Annotated in this window: 13 protein-coding genes and 1 tRNA gene; 7 read left to right on the forward strand and 7 right to left on the reverse strand. The window is 61.7% G+C overall.

The features are described from left to right. Positions 1-47: 47 nt before the first annotated feature. The 3 genes from clpX to tig all read right to left on the reverse strand — a co-directional run bounded on the left by clpX (position 48) and on the right by tig (position 3,652). The gene (gene clpX / locus D7S89_RS03685) at positions 48-1,319 is read right to left on the reverse strand and encodes an ATP-dependent Clp protease ATP-binding subunit ClpX (protein ID WP_121275660.1); all 1,272 of its coding nucleotides are present in this window, start codon (positions 1,317-1,319) and stop codon (positions 48-50) included. Between the two features lie 210 nt (positions 1,320-1,529). Then, on the reverse strand, positions 1,530-2,183 hold the full coding sequence (clpP, locus tag D7S89_RS03690) for an ATP-dependent Clp endopeptidase proteolytic subunit ClpP (protein ID WP_121275662.1): 654 nt from the start codon (positions 2,181-2,183) through the stop codon (positions 1,530-1,532). A gap of 122 nt (positions 2,184-2,305) precedes the next feature. Continuing rightward, the gene (gene tig / locus D7S89_RS03695) at positions 2,306-3,652 is read right to left on the reverse strand and encodes a trigger factor (protein WP_121275663.1); all 1,347 of its coding nucleotides are present in this window, start codon (positions 3,650-3,652) and stop codon (positions 2,306-2,308) included. Between the two features lie 349 nt (positions 3,653-4,001). Between tig and D7S89_RS03700 the strand changes: the two genes are divergently transcribed. Together D7S89_RS03700 and D7S89_RS03705 are read left to right on the forward strand one after the other, a co-directional pair. Beyond that, complete coding sequence (locus D7S89_RS03700) at positions 4,002-5,168, forward strand: glycerate kinase (RefSeq protein ID WP_121275665.1); 1,167 nt, start codon at positions 4,002-4,004, stop codon at positions 5,166-5,168. 81 nt (positions 5,169-5,249) lie between these two features. Continuing rightward, the gene (locus D7S89_RS03705) at positions 5,250-5,702 is read left to right on the forward strand and encodes a MarR family winged helix-turn-helix transcriptional regulator (protein WP_121276070.1); all 453 of its coding nucleotides are present in this window, start codon (positions 5,250-5,252) and stop codon (positions 5,700-5,702) included. Positions 5,703-5,762: 60 nt separating this feature from the next. Here the strand turns inward: D7S89_RS03705 and D7S89_RS03710 are convergent. Beyond that, positions 5,763-5,849 (reverse strand) — tRNA-Leu (locus D7S89_RS03710). 336 nt (positions 5,850-6,185) lie between these two features. Here D7S89_RS03710 and D7S89_RS03715 point away from each other — a divergent pair. The 4 genes from D7S89_RS03715 to D7S89_RS03730 all read left to right on the forward strand — a co-directional run bounded on the left by D7S89_RS03715 (position 6,186) and on the right by D7S89_RS03730 (position 9,479). Further along, a complete protein-coding gene (locus D7S89_RS03715) occupies positions 6,186-6,965 on the forward strand; it encodes a class II aldolase/adducin family protein (RefSeq protein ID WP_121275667.1) in 780 nt (259 codons plus the stop codon). A gap of 7 nt (positions 6,966-6,972) precedes the next feature. Continuing rightward, complete coding sequence (locus tag D7S89_RS03720; RefSeq protein ID WP_121275669.1) at positions 6,973-7,986, forward strand: 2-dehydropantoate 2-reductase; 1,014 nt, start codon at positions 6,973-6,975, stop codon at positions 7,984-7,986. A gap of 233 nt (positions 7,987-8,219) precedes the next feature. After that, positions 8,220-8,789 carry an AidA/PixA family protein gene (locus tag D7S89_RS03725; RefSeq protein ID WP_121275671.1) on the forward strand — a complete coding sequence of 190 codons (570 nt, stop codon included), beginning with the start codon at positions 8,220-8,222 and terminating at the stop codon, positions 8,787-8,789. A 135-nt stretch (positions 8,790-8,924) separates the two neighbouring features. Continuing rightward, a complete protein-coding gene (locus D7S89_RS03730) occupies positions 8,925-9,479 on the forward strand; it encodes an inclusion body family protein (RefSeq protein ID WP_121275673.1) in 555 nt (184 codons plus the stop codon). A gap of 67 nt (positions 9,480-9,546) precedes the next feature. On the opposite strand, the gene D7S89_RS03735 is transcribed toward D7S89_RS03730, so the two are convergent. The 3 genes from D7S89_RS03735 to D7S89_RS27350 all read right to left on the reverse strand — a co-directional run bounded on the left by D7S89_RS03735 (position 9,547) and on the right by D7S89_RS27350 (position 15,694). Next, positions 9,547-10,299 carry a PoNe immunity protein domain-containing protein gene (locus tag D7S89_RS03735; protein WP_121275674.1) on the reverse strand — a complete coding sequence of 251 codons (753 nt, stop codon included), beginning with the start codon at positions 10,297-10,299 and terminating at the stop codon, positions 9,547-9,549. An 11-nt stretch (positions 10,300-10,310) separates the two neighbouring features. Further along, the gene (locus D7S89_RS03740; protein ID WP_121275676.1) at positions 10,311-14,828 is read right to left on the reverse strand and encodes an RHS repeat-associated core domain-containing protein; all 4,518 of its coding nucleotides are present in this window, start codon (positions 14,826-14,828) and stop codon (positions 10,311-10,313) included. Between the two features lie 710 nt (positions 14,829-15,538). Next, positions 15,539-15,694: a hypothetical protein gene (locus D7S89_RS27350; protein WP_183085086.1), complete on the reverse strand. Its 156-nt coding sequence runs from the start codon at positions 15,692-15,694 to the stop codon at positions 15,539-15,541. Here D7S89_RS27350 and D7S89_RS03745 point away from each other — a divergent pair. Then, positions 15,684-16,178: a PhzA/PhzB family protein gene (locus D7S89_RS03745; protein ID WP_121275678.1), complete on the forward strand. Its 495-nt coding sequence runs from the start codon at positions 15,684-15,686 to the stop codon at positions 16,176-16,178. The two genes, D7S89_RS27350 and D7S89_RS03745, sit on opposite strands and share 11 nt — an antisense overlap. Positions 16,179-16,193: the final 15 nt, after the last annotated feature.

Below are 16,193 nucleotides of genomic sequence, written 5' to 3' on the forward strand. Positions count from 1 at the left end.
GTTCACGTTGCCATGAACGGCTGTTTCAGAAAAAGCTTTAGGGCTGATCAATTCGAGCCCGCAACCTTAGGGGCTTCTTCGTAGATCAACAGAGGCTTGCCGTCGCCATCGATGACGTTCTCCTCGATGATGACTTTGCTGACCCCTTTCATGGCCGGCAATTCGTACATCACGTCAAGCAACGCCTGTTCCAGAATGGAGCGCAACCCGCGCGCGCCCGTCTTGCGGCGGATCGCCTTGCGCGCCACGGCCTGCAGCGCAGCCGGACGGATCTCGAGCTCGACGCGTTCCATCCCGAACAGCTTGTGATATTGCTTCACGAGCGCGTTCTTGGGCTCGACGAGGATCTTCATCAGTGCGGCTTCGTCGAGCTTGCCCAGCGTCGCCACGACGGGCAAACGACCGATCAACTCGGGGATCAGGCCGAACTTGATCAGATCCTCGGGCTCGACCTCACGCAGCACTTCGCCGGCGTCGCGCTCCTGCTTGCTCTTGACGCTAGCACCAAAGCCGATGCCGGTCTTTTCGGTCCGGTCGGTGATGACCTTCTCGAGCCCGTCGAATGCACCGCCGCAAATGAACAGGATGTTGGTCGTGTCGACCTGGATGAAATCCTGGTTCGGATGCTTGCGCCCGCCTTGCGGCGGCACCGATGCCATCGTGCCCTCGACGAGCTTGAGCAGCGCCTGCTGCACGCCTTCGCCGGACACGTCACGCGTGATCGACGGGTTGTCGGACTTGCGGCTGATCTTGTCGATCTCGTCGATGTAGACGATGCCGCGCTGGGCCTTCTCGACTTCGTAGTTACAGTTCTGCAGCAGCTTCTGAATGATGTTCTCGACGTCCTCGCCGACATAGCCGGCTTCCGTCAGTGTGGTCGCGTCGGCGATCACGAACGGCACGTTGAGCAGGCGAGCGAGCGTTTGCGCGAGCAGCGTCTTGCCCGAGCCGGTCGGCCCGATCAACAGGATGTTGCTCTTGGACAGCTCGATGTCGTCTTTCTTGTCGAGATGCTTGAGGCGCTTGTAGTGGTTGTACACCGCCACGGCCAGAATCTTCTTGGCGCGCTCCTGCCCGATCACGTATTGATCGAGGATGTCGCGAATTTCCTGCGGGCTCGGCAAGTCGGATTTCGACAGGCCTGTGTCCGTCCCCGCTCCTGCGGCTTCGTCGCGAATGATCTCGTTGCACAAGTCGATACATTCATCACAGATGAAGACCGATGGGCCCGCAATCAGCTTTTTCACCTCATGCTGGCTCTTGCCGCAAAACGAGCAATACAACAGCTTTTCGCTGTTCGAACCTTTTTTGTCCGCCATGAATATACGAGCCTCCGGACACTCGAATGACAAGGCACGCCGCTTGCTGACCCGCTACTTCAGGGTCGGAGCAAATCGGCGAAACGTTGGTTGGCGTTTCCGCCGTCGGCGCCCAGAACTATTATCGACCATTTACGGCGTCGCTTGAGGCGGCATTCTCACTAAATAGACAATGCCAGCCCCCATTTATTGCGACGATGTTACGGATCGTTACGGGCGCTTCTGCAGAACCTGATCGATGAGGCCGTATGCTTGTGCGTCCTCGCTCGACATGAAGTTGTCGCGATCGGTATCGCGGGCGATGCGCTCGACCGGCTGACCGGTGTGGTGCGCGAGCAACTGATTCAGGCGTTCCTTCAAATACAGGATTTCGCGCGCCTGAATCTCGATGTCCGATGCCTGGCCGCGCGCGCCGCCGAGCGGCTGGTGAATCATCACGCGGGCGTTGGGCAGCGCAAAGCGCTTGCCTTTGGCGCCGGCCGCCAGCAGGAACGCGCCCATGCTGGCCGCAAGACCCATGCACAGCGTCGACACGTCGGGCTTGATGAACTGCATCGTGTCGTAAATCGCCATGCCGGCAGACACCGAGCCACCCGGACTATTGATGTAAAGGCTGATGTCCTTGTCCGGGTTTTCGCTTTCGAGGAACAGCAACTGCGCGACCACGAGGTTCGCCGTCTGGTCGTTGACTTCACCGACCATGAAGACGACTCGCTCCTTCAGCAGACGCGAGTAGATGTCGTAAGAACGCTCGCCCCGGCCGCTCGTTTCGACGACGATCGGAACGAGCCCCAACGCCTGCGCCTCCAGATCCCGCGGCGCGTGGGAGGCCAACGTGTCCAGCAATTGAGCGCGAAAGGTCATGCAATGGATCCTTGTTCGGAATGGGTCTTCAACGTGAACGGCAAGCGCGTCGCGCCGCAGCAGAAAAAAACGGCGTGCGGCCGTCGCTCCGACAGCCTGCACGCCGTGATTGCGGCGATGCCTTACGCTTGCGCCGAGGCGCCCGCCAGGGCTTCGAAGCTCACTTCCTTGTCCGTCACCTTCGCCTTGCCGAGCACGAATTCGACGACGTTGCTTTCCACGACGTACGCTTCCATTTCGGCCAGACGCTGCTGGTTCGAATAATACCAGCGGATCACTTCCTTCGGGTCTTCGTAGCTCTTAGCGAATTCCTCGACTTCCGCGCGGATCTGCTCGGGCTTGGCTTCGAGCTTGTTTTCCTTCACGAGCTCGGCCAGCACGAGGCCCAGCTTGACGCGACGCTCAGCCTGTTCCTTGAACATTTCGGCCGGGATCGGTGCGTTCGCCGCATTCGGCACGCCGCGCTGCGTCAGGTCCTGACGCGCCATTTCGACGAGGCGCTCTTGATCCTGCTCGATCAGCGCCTTCGGCACTTCGAGTTCGGAGATCTTAAGCAGCGCGTCCATCACCTGGTTCTTCACCAGCGACTGCGTGCGGCGCTTCGCTTCACGCTCGAGGTTTTCCTTGATCTCGGCGCGCATCTTCGTCAGATCGCCGTCGGCAACGCCGAGCGACTTCGCGAAGTCGGCGTTGATTTCGGGCAGGTGCGGCCACTCGACGCCCTTCATCGTGATCGTGAACTGCGCCGTCTTGCCGGCCACTTCCTTGCCGTGGTAATCGTCCGGGAACTTGAGATCGAACTCGCGCGACTCGCCGATCTTCAGGCCCGTTGCTGCTTGTTCGAATTCGGCCAGCATGCGGCCTTCGCCGAGCACGAATGCGAAATCTTCTGCGCTGCCGCCTTGGAACACTTCGCCGTCGAGCTTGCCGACGAAATCGACCGTCACGCGGTCGCCCGATTGGGCTGCTTGTTCCGCGCCACCGTCACCGTGTTCGCCGGCTTCGCCGCGCGCATGGTAGTGCACGCGCTGCTTGCGCAGGATTTCGAGCGTGCGGTCGACTTCGGCGTCGCTGATCGTCGTGACCGAGCGCTCGAGCTCGGCGCTCGACAGGTCGCCGAGCTTCACTTCCGGGTACACCTCGAACGTCGCGTCGAACGCATAGGTGTCTTCGGCGGCGCCTTCCTTCGGGCTGAAGCTCGGTTGACCGGCCACGCGCAGGTTTTCAGCGCGGCTGATATCGAAGAATTGCTTGCCGATCTTGTCGCTCAGCACTTCGGCCTCGACCTGCCCTGCGTACTGCTGCGTCACCATCTTCAGCGGCACCTTGCCAGGACGGAAACCCGGCATGCGAACGTTCTTCGCGAGTTGGCGGATGCGCGAATCGATGTCCTTTTGCACCACTTCCTTCGGCAGGGAAATCGTCACACGGCGTTCGAGCTTGCCGAGGTTTTCAACAACGTTAGCCATGGCTTCAATCGTCCTAAATTGTTCAAGCGAATCGGTTATCTTCGCCGTGCTTACGTGTTGCGCCTCGCTCTCGGGAGGAGGCATCACCGCTCCCATTGCCTGGATCACCTGGCTTCCGGCAGCACGGTTGGATCGGAAGAATCGAATATTCTAGCAAACTATTGACGGGGTCCACCGCGATTTGGTGCTTTTCGGTATGCCCTGGCACACCCCGGGCCAATCGCCTCCCGGCATCCGCCGCCGCCGATGCCCGTCATGCCGGTGCACATATCCGTCTGCCTGCGCTTCGCTGATAAGCTCGAGGAGACGCCGCCAGCCCAGAGCGGCCATCCCCTCTCCCGGAGACACCATGCCGATCCCTAGCGCCGCACCGATCGTGGTCATCGCGCCCGATTCGTTCAAAGGCTCGCTGAGCGCCGCCGCCGTCGCCGATGCCATCGCGCTCGGCATACGGCGTGCACGGCCCGACGCCGTCGTTCGGCTGTGCCCGATGGCCGACGGGGGTGAAGGCACGCTCGACGCGATGCTCGCCCAGGGCGGCACCAGAAGCATGCTGCGCGTGCACAGCGCCGGGACCGCCCTGCGCGAGGCCGCCACGGGACTGCTGCCTGACGGCAGCGCCGTGATCGAGACGGCCGAGATCGTCGGCATCACCGACGCGCAAGCACTGGAGACGCCCGTTCAGGCGCGCAGCACGCGCGGCATGGGCGAGGCGATCGGCCAACTGCTCGATGCCGGCGTACGGCGCTTCTTCGTCGCGCTGGGCGGCAGCAGCACCAACGACGGCGGCGCCGGTCTGCTCGCAGGCCTGGGCCTTCAGCTGTTCGATGCGGACGGCCACGCACTCGAGCCCACGCCCGAGCAGCTCCCGCGCCTGGCCCGCATCGACGCGTCACAGCTCGATGCGCGGCTTGCACAGGCCTCGTTCGTCGCGATGTCCGATGTCGACAACCCGCTCACCGGCGAGCATGGCGCAACGGCCGTATTCGGCCCGCAAAAAGGGGTAACGCCAGCGCAGGTGGCCCCGCTCGATGCGGCGCTGGGCCGCTTCGCCGACTTGCTCGAAGCAGCCCTTGGGCGACGCCCCACAGGGACTTCCGTTGGGCACGCACGCGACTTGCCGGGCGCCGGCGCGGCCGGTGGTCTAGGGTTCGCGCTGCATATGCTCGGCGCGCGCTTCGAAGCCGGCGCCGAAGTCGTCGCCGCCCAGGTCGGCCTCGATCGAGCACTGACCGACGCGAACTGGCTCATTACGGGCGAAGGCCGCTCGGACGCGCAAACGCTGCACGGCAAGGCGCCGTTCATCGCGTGCCGGCATGCGCGTGCGGCCGGCGTGCCGGCGTCGCTGCTCTCGGGCGCGGTCGACCCCGCCGCGCTTGCGCGACTGTCCGAACACTTCTGCGGCTGCTTCTCGCCGGCGCCGGGGCCGATCTCGCTCGATGCGGCGATCCGAGATGCAGCCCGGCTCATCACCGACGCAGCCGAGCAAATGGCCCGCCTAAAATACGGAGCTTGAGCACGCAGCGCGTTGACCACGCGGGGTGATAGGGCAACAATTTCAGCGCGCCGTACTCTGCACCCACACTACAGGATGACTATGAAGGCCGCCGCCAAAGCCGGGCTCGAACAATTCCTGACTTACCGCATGCACGTGCTGAACAAGCTGTCCGATCGCGGCATCGGCGAGCGCTATCAGAGCAAGCTCGACATCACGCTGCCCGAGGCGCGGGTGATCGCGTCGGTGGGATCGTTCGGGCCGTTCTCGATCATGGACCTGGCCAAGCACGCGAACCTCGACAAGAGTCAGGCCAGCCGCGCGGCCGAAGCACTCATCAAGCGCGGGCTGATCGAGCGCGCGACGAGCAGCGACGATGGCCGCGTCGTGTTGATCTCGCTGACCGAGGCGGGACGCGAGCTCTTTCGCAAGGTCATGCCGATTGCGCGCAAGTGGAATGCAGATCTGTTCGGCTGCCTCGACGAAGCCGAATTGGATGCGCTGGGGCGTGCGCTCGATAAGGTCATCGCGAACGCGCTTGCGAGCGGCGAATGAACAATCGCAGATAAGACGGGGAAAAACAAAAGCGCGCCGAGGCGCGCTTTTGAAGGGATTTGGTGCGAGGAGGGGGACTCGAACCCCCACACCATTGCTGGCGTCAGGACCTAAACCTGGTGCGTCTACCAATTTCGCCATCCTCGCAGCCGGGACAACGCCTATGGCGTATCCCGATGTATGGCATCGCTTTTCGTTGCGCGCCTTGCAGCATGGAAGCGTGTCGCAAGGCCAAAAAGCGTAAGCGCGAGATTGTAACTGATCCGAGAAGCATTGTCTGCATCCCCTTACAGAATCGCTTGTCTGGCGCACGGCCTCGGCACTCACCCGGGATGAGCCAAATTGGTTGTGCGCACAACTAGTTTGCTCTATTCTCGGAGCACCGAGCCCCCTGGGCTCACATGGCCGCGGCGTTCGACTCACGCGCCCGTCGCGCGCCACGCGCAACCTAAGTAAAGGCGCGTGCTTGCGAGGAGATGCGCAATGCAACCCACCGAGTTTCGGCAGACCCCAGGACAACCTGCGTCGCCATTCGGCGACGAGGAGCGAATGCTGCGCGAGCAGCTTGCCGGCACGTATCGCGTGTTCGCGATGCTCGGCTGGAGCGAGCTCATTTACAACCACATCACGCTGCGCGTTCCGGGGCCCGACCGCCATTTCCTGATCAATCCGTTCGGCCTGCACTACAGTGAAGTGACGGCGTCCAATCTGGTAAAGATCGATCTCGACGGGCACGTCGTCGGCCCTCGAGCGCAGCGCGTGAATCCGGCTGGCTTCGTCGTTCACGCGGCGCTGCACCGCGCGCTGCCCGACGCGCACTGCATCATGCACACCCATACGACGGCGGGCCTCGCCGTCGCCTGCTCGCAGGGGGGGCTCGAGAATTCGAACTTCTACTCCGCGCAGTTGCACGGCATGGTCGCGTACCACGATTTCGAGGGCATCACCGTGCGTGCCGACGAAGGGCCACGGCTCGTCGCGAACCTCGGCGACAAGCGCCTGCTGATTCTGCGCAATCATGGACTGCTCGCCATCGGCGAGACGATCGCTCAGGCGTTCGCGAGACTCTGGACCCTGAACCGCGCCTGCGAGATTCAACTCGCGACGGCCGCGCTGGGCCCGGCGCGGTTGATCCCCGACGAGGTGGCGCAGCGCTGCACGCGCGATTCGCTGCAATTCGAGCCCAAGTATGGCGCAGGCCAGGACGTGCTCGACGCACTGCTGCGCCAAGCCGAGCGCATTGATCCGTCTTACAAGGAGTGAACGCACGATGCATCCCGCTTCCGAGAAGACCGGCCACGCGCCGCGCACCGTCATCGTCGGTGCCGGCGCGATCGGCGGATTGCTGGCCGCCGCACTCGCGCGAGCCGGTCATACCGTCAGCGTGCTCGCGCGCGGCGCGACGCTCGCGGCGATTCGCGAACACGGCATACGCGTCGCCGAACGCGACGGCGCCGTACCAGCGTCAGGCCTCCCCGTCCTGGCCAGCGATTCGCCGGTCGAGCTCGGCGCGCAGGACTTCGTCGTGCTCGCACTGAAGGCGCAGGCACTCCCCTCCATGGCGGCGTGCTTGCACCCGCTCGTGGGCCCGCGAACGGCCGTGATCAGTGCCATGAACGGTTTGCCGTGGTGGTTCCTCGACGGCATCGGCGCGTGGCCGGCCGGCCAGCCGATCGAAGCGGTCGATCCGAGTGGCGCCGTGTCCGCCGTGTTGCCGGCGGCGAGCTCGATCGGCTGCGTCGTGCACCTTTCTTCGTCAACCGAAGCGCCTGGCGTGATCCGTCGCGGCCGCGGCAATCGGCTCATCATCGGCGCCGCACGCGCGACGCTCGAGCCTACCGCACACGCTTTCGCGCGAGGACTCGAAGCGGGTGGCTTCGATGTCGAGCGCAGTAGCGACATCCGCAGCGAAATCTGGGCAAAGCTGTGGGGCAACATGAACATGAACCCGCTCAGCGCGCTGACGGGCTCGACGGCCGATCGTCTGCTCGACGATCCACTCACGCACGAGCTCGTGCTGCGGATGATGGAGGAAGCCGACGCGATCGGCCGGCGTCTGGGCCTGTCGACGGGCATGTCGGCGCAAGCGCGCGTGACCGTCACGCGTGAGCTTGGCGCGTTCAAGACGTCGATGTTGCAAGACCTCGAAGCGGGACGGCCGCTCGAGATCGATCCGATTCTGGGCGTGTTCCCCGAACTCGGCCGCAAGCTCGGTGTACCGACGCCATTCTGCGATGCCGTACTCGGCTTGCTGCGGCAACGCGCCGCCAATAGCGGGCTATAGCAAGGCTGGTGGCCATCGATCGCGCCACAAGTGGCCACCCACGCGGGCACGCCCCCCCCCCGTTGCGGAGAAAGTTCGTGCCCGCATGACGGATACCGAACCAATCGGATAATGGACGCTGCGCGCTCAGACCTAACTGCTCCGATAGGTGTGCAATGATGACGATGAGAGGACATTGATCAATGCCGCGCTCATAGGCGCGCCGACCGCTCGTAACAATTCGTGAGATAGCGATGGAACCCGACGTCATTTTCCGACCAGACGTGCAGCATATCCATCTGCTGGCCGTCTTCGATACCGGTTATATCAAGCGTCGTCACGGACCCTGCCATGACAAGCACGCGTGGCAGCATCCCATTCCAATTAATTATGAGCATCAATACCTGATTTGTACGGGCTCACGCGGTTCCGTTTACGGTCAGGCATCGAGCCACTTGCGTTTTGACGCGAGGGTCGGCGACATCGTCTCGATTGCGGCCACCTCGATTTACGCCAACGCCGACGATGCCGTCATCGTGTACGCCGTCAAGGGGCTCTCGAGGCAAAGACCGCTGTTTCAGCCATTCGAAGTCGGCACCATCGCCAGGGCCGAGGCGGCGCAGCCTCATCCCGACTCGCCCGATAACGACGGCCTGCCGGCAACTCACGAAAAGGCGAGCTTTACGACCTGCAATTCAAGAATAAGATCGGTCGGCAACGAGCAATTGGCGATCTGTTTTGCGCTTTACGCGCTCGACGAGTACTCGGAAACGCAAAATTTGTACGGCTACTACTGGTGGGGTCCGACCATCACGATTCGATGAAATTCCCACTAATTGGATACCTATCACGATTGACAGGTGTGCAAGCGATTGAATAAGAGGAAATTGACGCGAGACACGTAAACCAGCGTGTCCCGGAGTTGTCCCGGAGAATTCCACCATATTGGAGGATTCATCATGGCATCCGACGTCGTTTTGCAATCCAGTTCGCAGAACATCAATATCCTCGTCGTCATCGACACCGAATTCGTCAAAAAAACGTATGGCCCGAACCAACTGCCGAAGGAGCAGCCTCAGGGCATCAGTCACTCCAATCAATACATGATTTGCACGGGTGCACGCGAAATCATCAGTGGCCAGGGCTCGGGCGACTTGCATTTCCGTGCCAACGTCGGCGACATGGTCTCGTTCGCCGGCGTGTCGATCTATGAGAATGCCGACGACGCGGTCATTGTGTACGCCATCAAGCACTTCAGCGGCGACGATGTCTTCAATCGGTTCCAATACAACCATATCGAGAGAACGGGAGCGGCGCAGCCGAACGAGGATACGGCCGACGGCCTGCCCGCCTCACACCGGCTCCAGACCTTCGCGACCTACGATTCGAAGGTCAAGAAGAGCGGCACCGAAGGATTCGGCGTCTGTTTCGCGCTTTACACGCTGGACAGCAATGGCCAAAAGCAAAATCTCTATGGCTACTACTGGTGGGATCCGACCATCACCGTAGCCTGATCCGCGTTTCACGCGCAAGGGCCCTCGCGCCCTTGCGTGATGCCGTGCCCAATACCAACAAAACGAACTAAAACGCCCTGACGAGATCGGCCGGATAGAACGGATTGTCGCGAAACGTGCTGTCGTCGATCTCGAACAGCTTGACCACGAGCGCGGCTTCGAAGCACCAATAGCCGACGTAGCCGGCATCGTCGCGCTCGTGCGTGTCGAACCAACCTGCTTGATAATGGCTCGCGTACCATCCGTCGAGAAACTCGCCGATCAATCGCGCCTGCTCATCGCCTAACGCGTCGAGTGCCCCATTCAGGCGCGCGTATTGATCAGGAAATCTAACGTTCTGTGCGATCGGCCGCACATCGCCGAGCTTGGCCGCGATGCGATCGAGCAGTGCGTCTTGACCGGCGCTGTCAATCAGCGCCAACACTTGCATCACGTGGTCGCGCGGTAAACCAAGACAGACAGCAAACGACAGCCACCTGAACCAGCTGACGTAGCTGTCGAGCGACAACCGCTCATAGATACGGCGCAAGTGCTGCTCGTGGGCGGGCAGCGCATCGCAATGGCGCACGATCTGTTGGCGAGCCGCAAGCAACGCTGCCGCATCGCCGCGCAGATCGATCAGCGCGTCGCCGCGCGAATAGCGCATGATCAGGCGATCCAATGCGCGCCGGAACTGGTCATAACTGGCCGTAACCCGCCCGTACGGCAGCGCGATGGTGTACGTGTCGAGCTTGTTCTGTACCTTGCGCGCCTGCTCCGCGTCGTAGTCGAGCCAGCGATCGAAGTACTCCACGTTCTTCAGCTTGTCGCGTATCGTCATATCGATTGCCGCTAAAAGTACCCAATCGTCGAATTTTCGATGACATTGCCGTCCGGGCCGATCAGCGAAGCAGTCATTCTTCGGTCTTCGTCGACGTGAATCAACCACTTCTGCACGCGGCCTTCATCGAGCACGCGGTCTTCATCGATCGCGTTCCTGATCTCGTCCGCTTGCGGCTTGCCGACCGCCGCGTCGAGTCGATTCTTGACCCATTGGTCATCCATCTGGTCGGTGCCGTCGGCAAGCCCCTTCGCAAGGTCGGCGGTTCCGTACTTGACCTCTGTAATGATGTAATCAGGCGGCGGGTTGCGCGTGTTCTTGTAGATTCCGTCGATCCCTTGCTTACCGGGTTCATACGGCTCGTCGGTCTTGCCTAACGGCACCCCGCCGATCGCCTTCATGCGTTGATTCGCCAGGTCTTCGGCCATCGCCGCGTTCTTGTGGCGCTCGTCCGGGTTTCGCAGGTTGAACAGCTGGTCACGCTTCCTCTTGATATCTGCCAGCAACGTCCTGTACCGCGAATCCTGGTCCTTGACCGGCTTCTCGACGCCTCCATCGAGATTATATTTGTCCAGGTTCAGCTTCTTCAGCTCCTGCTCGAGCGCTTCGATTTCCTCTTTTCCCTGGCACTCCGGACATTCGCGCGAGTTCTCGTTGCCGTGCTCACACTTGCGCCCCAGCACGTCGACCCACACAAGCGGATTGGCCGTATACGCATATAGATTGATCCCGCCGGCCTGCCCTTTCGGGTCCGATTGCAGATAACGGCCTAACGCGGGGTCGTACGTGCGATAGCGGTTCTCATGTAGTGCGGTTTCCTGATCGAAGTAATGCCCGGGCCAACGCAACGCGTAGTCGACGACGTTACCCGGCGCCACCTGCACGAGGCCATACGGATCGATATCGGTAGCGCGCCACGCCGTTCGCCGAGCATCATCCTCGATGTACTCGGGCATGCCGACCTGATTGACGAACACGTAGTACGCCTCGCCCGAGTCAGGCGCAGCATCCAGCGATGCATAGTCGATGAACATGAAAGGCACGAACGCCTCTGCGTTCGCATAGACGTACAGTCGAAGGCGCCCGTTCCGCTCTATCTGCGCAGCCAGCCGATCGCCGTCCCAATAGAACTGCGTGCACGCCGTGCCCAGGCGCTTCTCGACGCGTCGACTGAGACCGTCGTAGTCGGCCGTCCACACGTCGGCGCGATCGGACCATTCGACGCCCACCAGCAAGTCCAGGCTGTCGTAGCGATAGTCGATACGCCGGCCGTCGTTCGCGACACGCTCGGCCAGATGATTGCGATGGTCGAAGCGAAAGCGCTCCGCGCGCGTGGCCGCGAGCCGATTGCCTTCGACGTATCGAATCGGGCCAGACATGGGCGTCGACAGCAGGTTGCCCGCACGATCGTAGTCAAAGCGACGCACGGGCCATCCGTTGTTCACCTCGCCGATCAAACGATGCGCTGCGTCGTACTCGTACCGAGTCGTGCCGTTCGCTCGGTCGATGACGCGCCGCAGCTCGCCCGTCGCGCTGTATTCGTATTGCACGCAAGCGCAATCGTCCTCGGCGCCGTCGGTCCACACCAGCCGGCCCGTGCAGCGTGCGAGCGCATCGAAGCACCACAGCGCGTGTGTTCCGTTACCGAGCCGCACGCCGATTTTGCCGTCGGCCGTGCGCTCGAACCGATGGACGCCGCCGACGGGCGTGTGCACGAACACCCCGCCATTCGACGAGCGTTCGCGTTCGTACCCAATCACAAATCGGTCGAAGTACCTCGTGGATGCCAACCGTTCACGCGCATAGGCGTGTTCAATGCCGAGCCCATCGCGCTTGTCGATCAGTCGGCGCCCGCGCGCGTCGTGCGACAGCGAAACGTCGAAGCGACTCGTCGATGCCTTGGTGAACCTGCCGCGCGTGTCGTATTCGTAGCGGTGCACTTCGCCATTCGCGAGTTTGCGCGTCTTGTGCAGCCCGTTGTCGCCGACCTCATAGCGCAGCAGCCAATTGCCTGCGCCGTCGCGCTTCTCGATGAGTCGGTCGCCTTCATCGTACGTGTATGTCTCGCGCAGCGTGCCGTGCCGCGTAACGCCGATCGCCCTGTTCTTGAGGTCATAGGCATAGGCGCTTTCGTTGCCGTTCGCGTCGATGACCGATTCGATCGACTGCGCGCACGTGTATCGATACCGGACGGCCTGACCGAGCGGATCGGTCAGGCTTTCGATCAGATCGAGCGACGTGATGCCGTAGACGTAGTCGCGGCCATCACTGTCGCGACGTCGAATGACATTGCCGGCGGCGTCACGCGTATAACGTTCGGATCGACCGCAAGCATCGGTTCGCGTGACGATATGCCCAGCCGCGTTGCGCTGTAGGGACGGCTCGAGCATGCTTTGGCGCGTGCTCCGCGCGTCGATCGTTGCGGCATGCGCCGTAATAGCCGGCGGCAACATCGACGTATTAGCCGACATCGCGTCGTCTGCGTCACCCCACTGCAAACCGAGCGGCGTCGCCGGCACAGGGTGTTCGAGCGCATTCGGCAGCACGGGCATGTCGTCGATCGACGGCCACGTGTTGCCCCATCGGTCCATGCGTCCCGTATGCCGGCCGTTCGCATCGTATAGCCATTGCAGCGTGCGTCCGCCCGAATCGATCTCCTGCACGACGCGTCCGTTGGCACCCGTGACGCGCTCCTGTGCGCCCCCGTAGGGATCGACGATACGAGTAATCGTGCCGGCCGCGTTGTAGATATAGGTCCATTTTCCGCCGTCGGCACGCGTCACGATCGTGCGCCCCGGCTGATAGGCGAAGACGACACGCCACATGCCATCGCGCCCAGCGCTTTCGACGCAGCGGCCCTCGCGGTCATAGCGATAAGCGAAGCTGTAGCCGTTGGGATCGGTCAGCCGAACGAGACGGTGTTGCGCGTCGTAGTCGTAGCTCGAGGTTGCGCCAAGCGCATCGCGATGCATGACGAGACAGCCCGACGTGCCATAGCCGTATTGCGCGATACGTGAGCGGTGGCCATCGGGCTCTGTCAGCCAAACTTCGACGAGATGCGCGCGGCCGTCGTAACGAAAGCGAAGCGTGCGGCGCACACTGCCGCTTCTATCGGACTGAGCGATACCCTCCAGCAGGCCTTGTTCGTTCCAGTGCAGCGCATGACGAAAGCCGTCTCGCTCAACGTATCTGCAACGCATCGACGTATCGTGTGCGTTTTCAAGCGCGAAGCCAATCTCTCCGATCTCATCATTAAGGATAACGAATAGATTCTCCTCGCGTTGCTCGAGCCAATGGCCATCGCACGATCCGCCGCAACGACCGTCGGCGCGCCGAGCGAACGCAAACGTGCGGCCACGCGGAGCGGTGTAGATCGCACGCGTGCGCTGCAATTGCAACTCGTGTTCGAACACATGGCGAAAGCCAACTCCGAGCGGACCGTCACGCGTGCGCCAAGCACCGCTGTAATAGCGCGCCCATTCGAAAAGTGCGATCTCATCCGTCTTGTAGTCGACGAAGCAATTCTCGACCTGCCCTGTCACAGGATTGACGGGCTCGCCCTCGCCGTCACATTCGTGTTGGCACGTATGCGGCTCTTCTTCATCGGCCTTGAACTTTTTTCGCAAGCCAAGGCCTGCATGCAGCAGGGCGAGCGCGTCGGGCATCGGAAAGCCGCCGATCAGCACGGTTGGATTGCCGGCGGTCAACATACCCATGCTCGGCTCGATGCCGGGGTCCTTGCCCATCAGCATCGACAGCGCCATCGTGGCCGCGTTGGCGGCCGTCTGAGCGGCAGTCAGCGCAGCCGACTCGGCGTCGCCGTCGGCAGCTTCGTCCGCCGAGGACAGCGCACCGCCGACGATCGGTGCCGCGACATTCGCCGCACCCCAAGCGCGCCGCAAAGCACTCGGCCCTTTCGTCTCCGTCTGCTCGGCCTCACCACCCTCGTTGCCCATCGGATTGCAATGCCGCGTGATGTCCATCCCCATGCGCGCCGCGCGCTGCCCACCGATGAACGTATTGCTCGATCCCGTGCTGATCTCGAACAGCGGCGTGAGGCCGCCACACGTCGGCGCGAGCCCGATGTCGAGCACGCGCGCGGCCGGGGCGCCACCGATCAGCACGTTCAGGCATCCGCTGCCGATCGTCGCGCCGATGCTCGGCAGCGGGATGCCGTCGCTCGGCGGATGATCATGCGCGTGCGGCACGCCAAGGTGCGGAGCGCCGATCACGGCGGCAGGCATGCCGGGCACCTTGTCGAGAAGGGGAATCTCGGCGATGCCGCCGTTCAGTAGCTGCGCCGCCGCGAACGGCAAGCCGATCACGCCGTTGACAGCCTCGCTGATGCGGTGCAATGGCGTGCCGTCGGACGCAAAGGCCTGCTGGAACGGATCGGCCGTTTCATCGACGGCGTGAATGAACGTGTCGGCCTGCGTATTGCCGGTAGCCTCGATGATCGGCTGAGGCGGCGCCTTACCCGACGACGGGCTGGACGCGGCACGACGCGGCTGGCTTTCGGAATCCGACATCGGTGCAGTGGCCCTCTTTCGATGCGCGCATTGCCGGAACGGCCATTCAGCGCTTTGATCCTATCAATACTAGGAGGTAGCCGATAAATGGCAAATCGAGGCGACGGCGTCGAAGCTGTCGCCGATTGTGCGCTCGAATTCAAGGAATGAAGCATTCACCCAATAAGCATTTTCGATATTGAAGATATTAAGTTTCTAAATTTTCATGCGACACACCCCTTTAACACCAATAAATACAAGGAAGCCACCAAATTACCCATCACAGGCCAGGTAGCTGATTTTTTCGCGCCAGACCATTTTTCGGCCCACCACGAAATGCGAAATCGGAATGCCACTCCAGCATATTGCACGACACCGGAAATATGCAAACCGACTCGAAACCCGCGTCATGCCTATCTCATCTACCAGTTCCGGTAGTTGAATTACATAATCTCTCGCGCATACTTTGCGCTACTTAGCAAATCACTGAAAAAATTTCCCCAGCCGATTCGCGACCTGGTCTTGCAAAGACTCGTCGCATCGGCTTGGCCCTTGTCGACTTTACGATTTCAAAAAAAGTAACGCACCCCATTATAAGAATTTGTGAAATGTATATTTTCTAAACCGGCAATGCTTCACGTTGCTTGCAGCTTTATGACCATGAAGATTTTCAATGGACTTTGGGAGAAATTGTGGACGCGATAGGCACTTACCAGCGTTCACCGCACTGATCATTTCGCCTTCGCTTCGGAATGGGCATTCCCCAACTTGTCTATGGTCGGGCGCTGGTCGGCCCCAATCCTCGTGAAATCAGTTGCCTCGTGTAACCCATCGCGGCTGCCATCGCGGCAGCCGCCCTCTACTTCAGGAGCAGTCATGTCGGACATCGAAACGCTCGTCAGCCCGCCGTCGAGTCAGGACGCGATCCGCGAGCGCAATCGCAAGATCGTCGAGCAGTACATGCACACGCGCGGCGAAGCACGGCTCAAGCGCCATCTGCTGTTCGCGCAAGACGGCGTCGGTGGTCTCTGGACCACCGATACCGGCCAGCCCATCATGATTCGCGGCCGCGACCTCCTGGGCGAGCACGCCGTCTGGTCGTTGCGCTGCTTCCCCGACTGGGCGTGGACCGACATCCAGATCTTCGATACCCAGGATCCGAACTGGTTTTGGGTCGAGTGCCGCGGCGAGGGCGCCATTGTCTTCCCCGGCTATCCGCAAGGGCTCTACCGCAATCACTTCCTCCACTCCTTCCGGTTCGACGAAAACGGACTCATCAAGGAGCAGCGCGAATTCATGAATCCCTGCGAGCAATTCCGTGCGCTGGGCATCGAGGTTCCTGTGGTTCGCCGGGATGGTCTTCCGAACTAAACACCCGCCCATTGG

The organism is Trinickia fusca (assembly GCF_003628145.1).
GTDB classification, from domain to species: domain Bacteria; phylum Pseudomonadota; class Gammaproteobacteria; order Burkholderiales; family Burkholderiaceae; genus Trinickia; species Trinickia fusca.

Coding starts and splice junctions, on each gene's coding strand:
- clpX (WP_121275660.1), bottom strand. CDS start 1,319: ATGGCGGACAAAAAAGGTTCGAACAGCGAAAAGCTGTTGTATTGCTCG.
- clpP (WP_121275662.1), bottom strand. CDS start 2,183: ATGACCTTTCGCGCTCAATTGCTGGACACGTTGGCCTCCCACGCGCCG.
- tig (WP_121275663.1), bottom strand. CDS start 3,652: ATGGCTAACGTTGTTGAAAACCTCGGCAAGCTCGAACGCCGTGTGACG.
- D7S89_RS03700 (WP_121275665.1), top strand. CDS start 4,002: ATGCCGATCCCTAGCGCCGCACCGATCGTGGTCATCGCGCCCGATTCG.
- D7S89_RS03705 (WP_121276070.1), top strand. CDS start 5,250: ATGAAGGCCGCCGCCAAAGCCGGGCTCGAACAATTCCTGACTTACCGC.
- D7S89_RS03715 (WP_121275667.1), top strand. CDS start 6,186: ATGCAACCCACCGAGTTTCGGCAGACCCCAGGACAACCTGCGTCGCCA.
- D7S89_RS03720 (WP_121275669.1), top strand. CDS start 6,973: ATGCATCCCGCTTCCGAGAAGACCGGCCACGCGCCGCGCACCGTCATC.
- D7S89_RS03725 (WP_121275671.1), top strand. CDS start 8,220: ATGGAACCCGACGTCATTTTCCGACCAGACGTGCAGCATATCCATCTG.
- D7S89_RS03730 (WP_121275673.1), top strand. CDS start 8,925: ATGGCATCCGACGTCGTTTTGCAATCCAGTTCGCAGAACATCAATATC.
- D7S89_RS03735 (WP_121275674.1), bottom strand. CDS start 10,299: ATGACGATACGCGACAAGCTGAAGAACGTGGAGTACTTCGATCGCTGG.
- D7S89_RS03740 (WP_121275676.1), bottom strand. CDS start 14,828: ATGTCGGATTCCGAAAGCCAGCCGCGTCGTGCCGCGTCCAGCCCGTCG.
- D7S89_RS03745 (WP_121275678.1), top strand. CDS start 15,684: ATGTCGGACATCGAAACGCTCGTCAGCCCGCCGTCGAGTCAGGACGCG.
- D7S89_RS27350 (WP_183085086.1), bottom strand. CDS start 15,694: ATGTCCGACATGACTGCTCCTGAAGTAGAGGGCGGCTGCCGCGATGGC.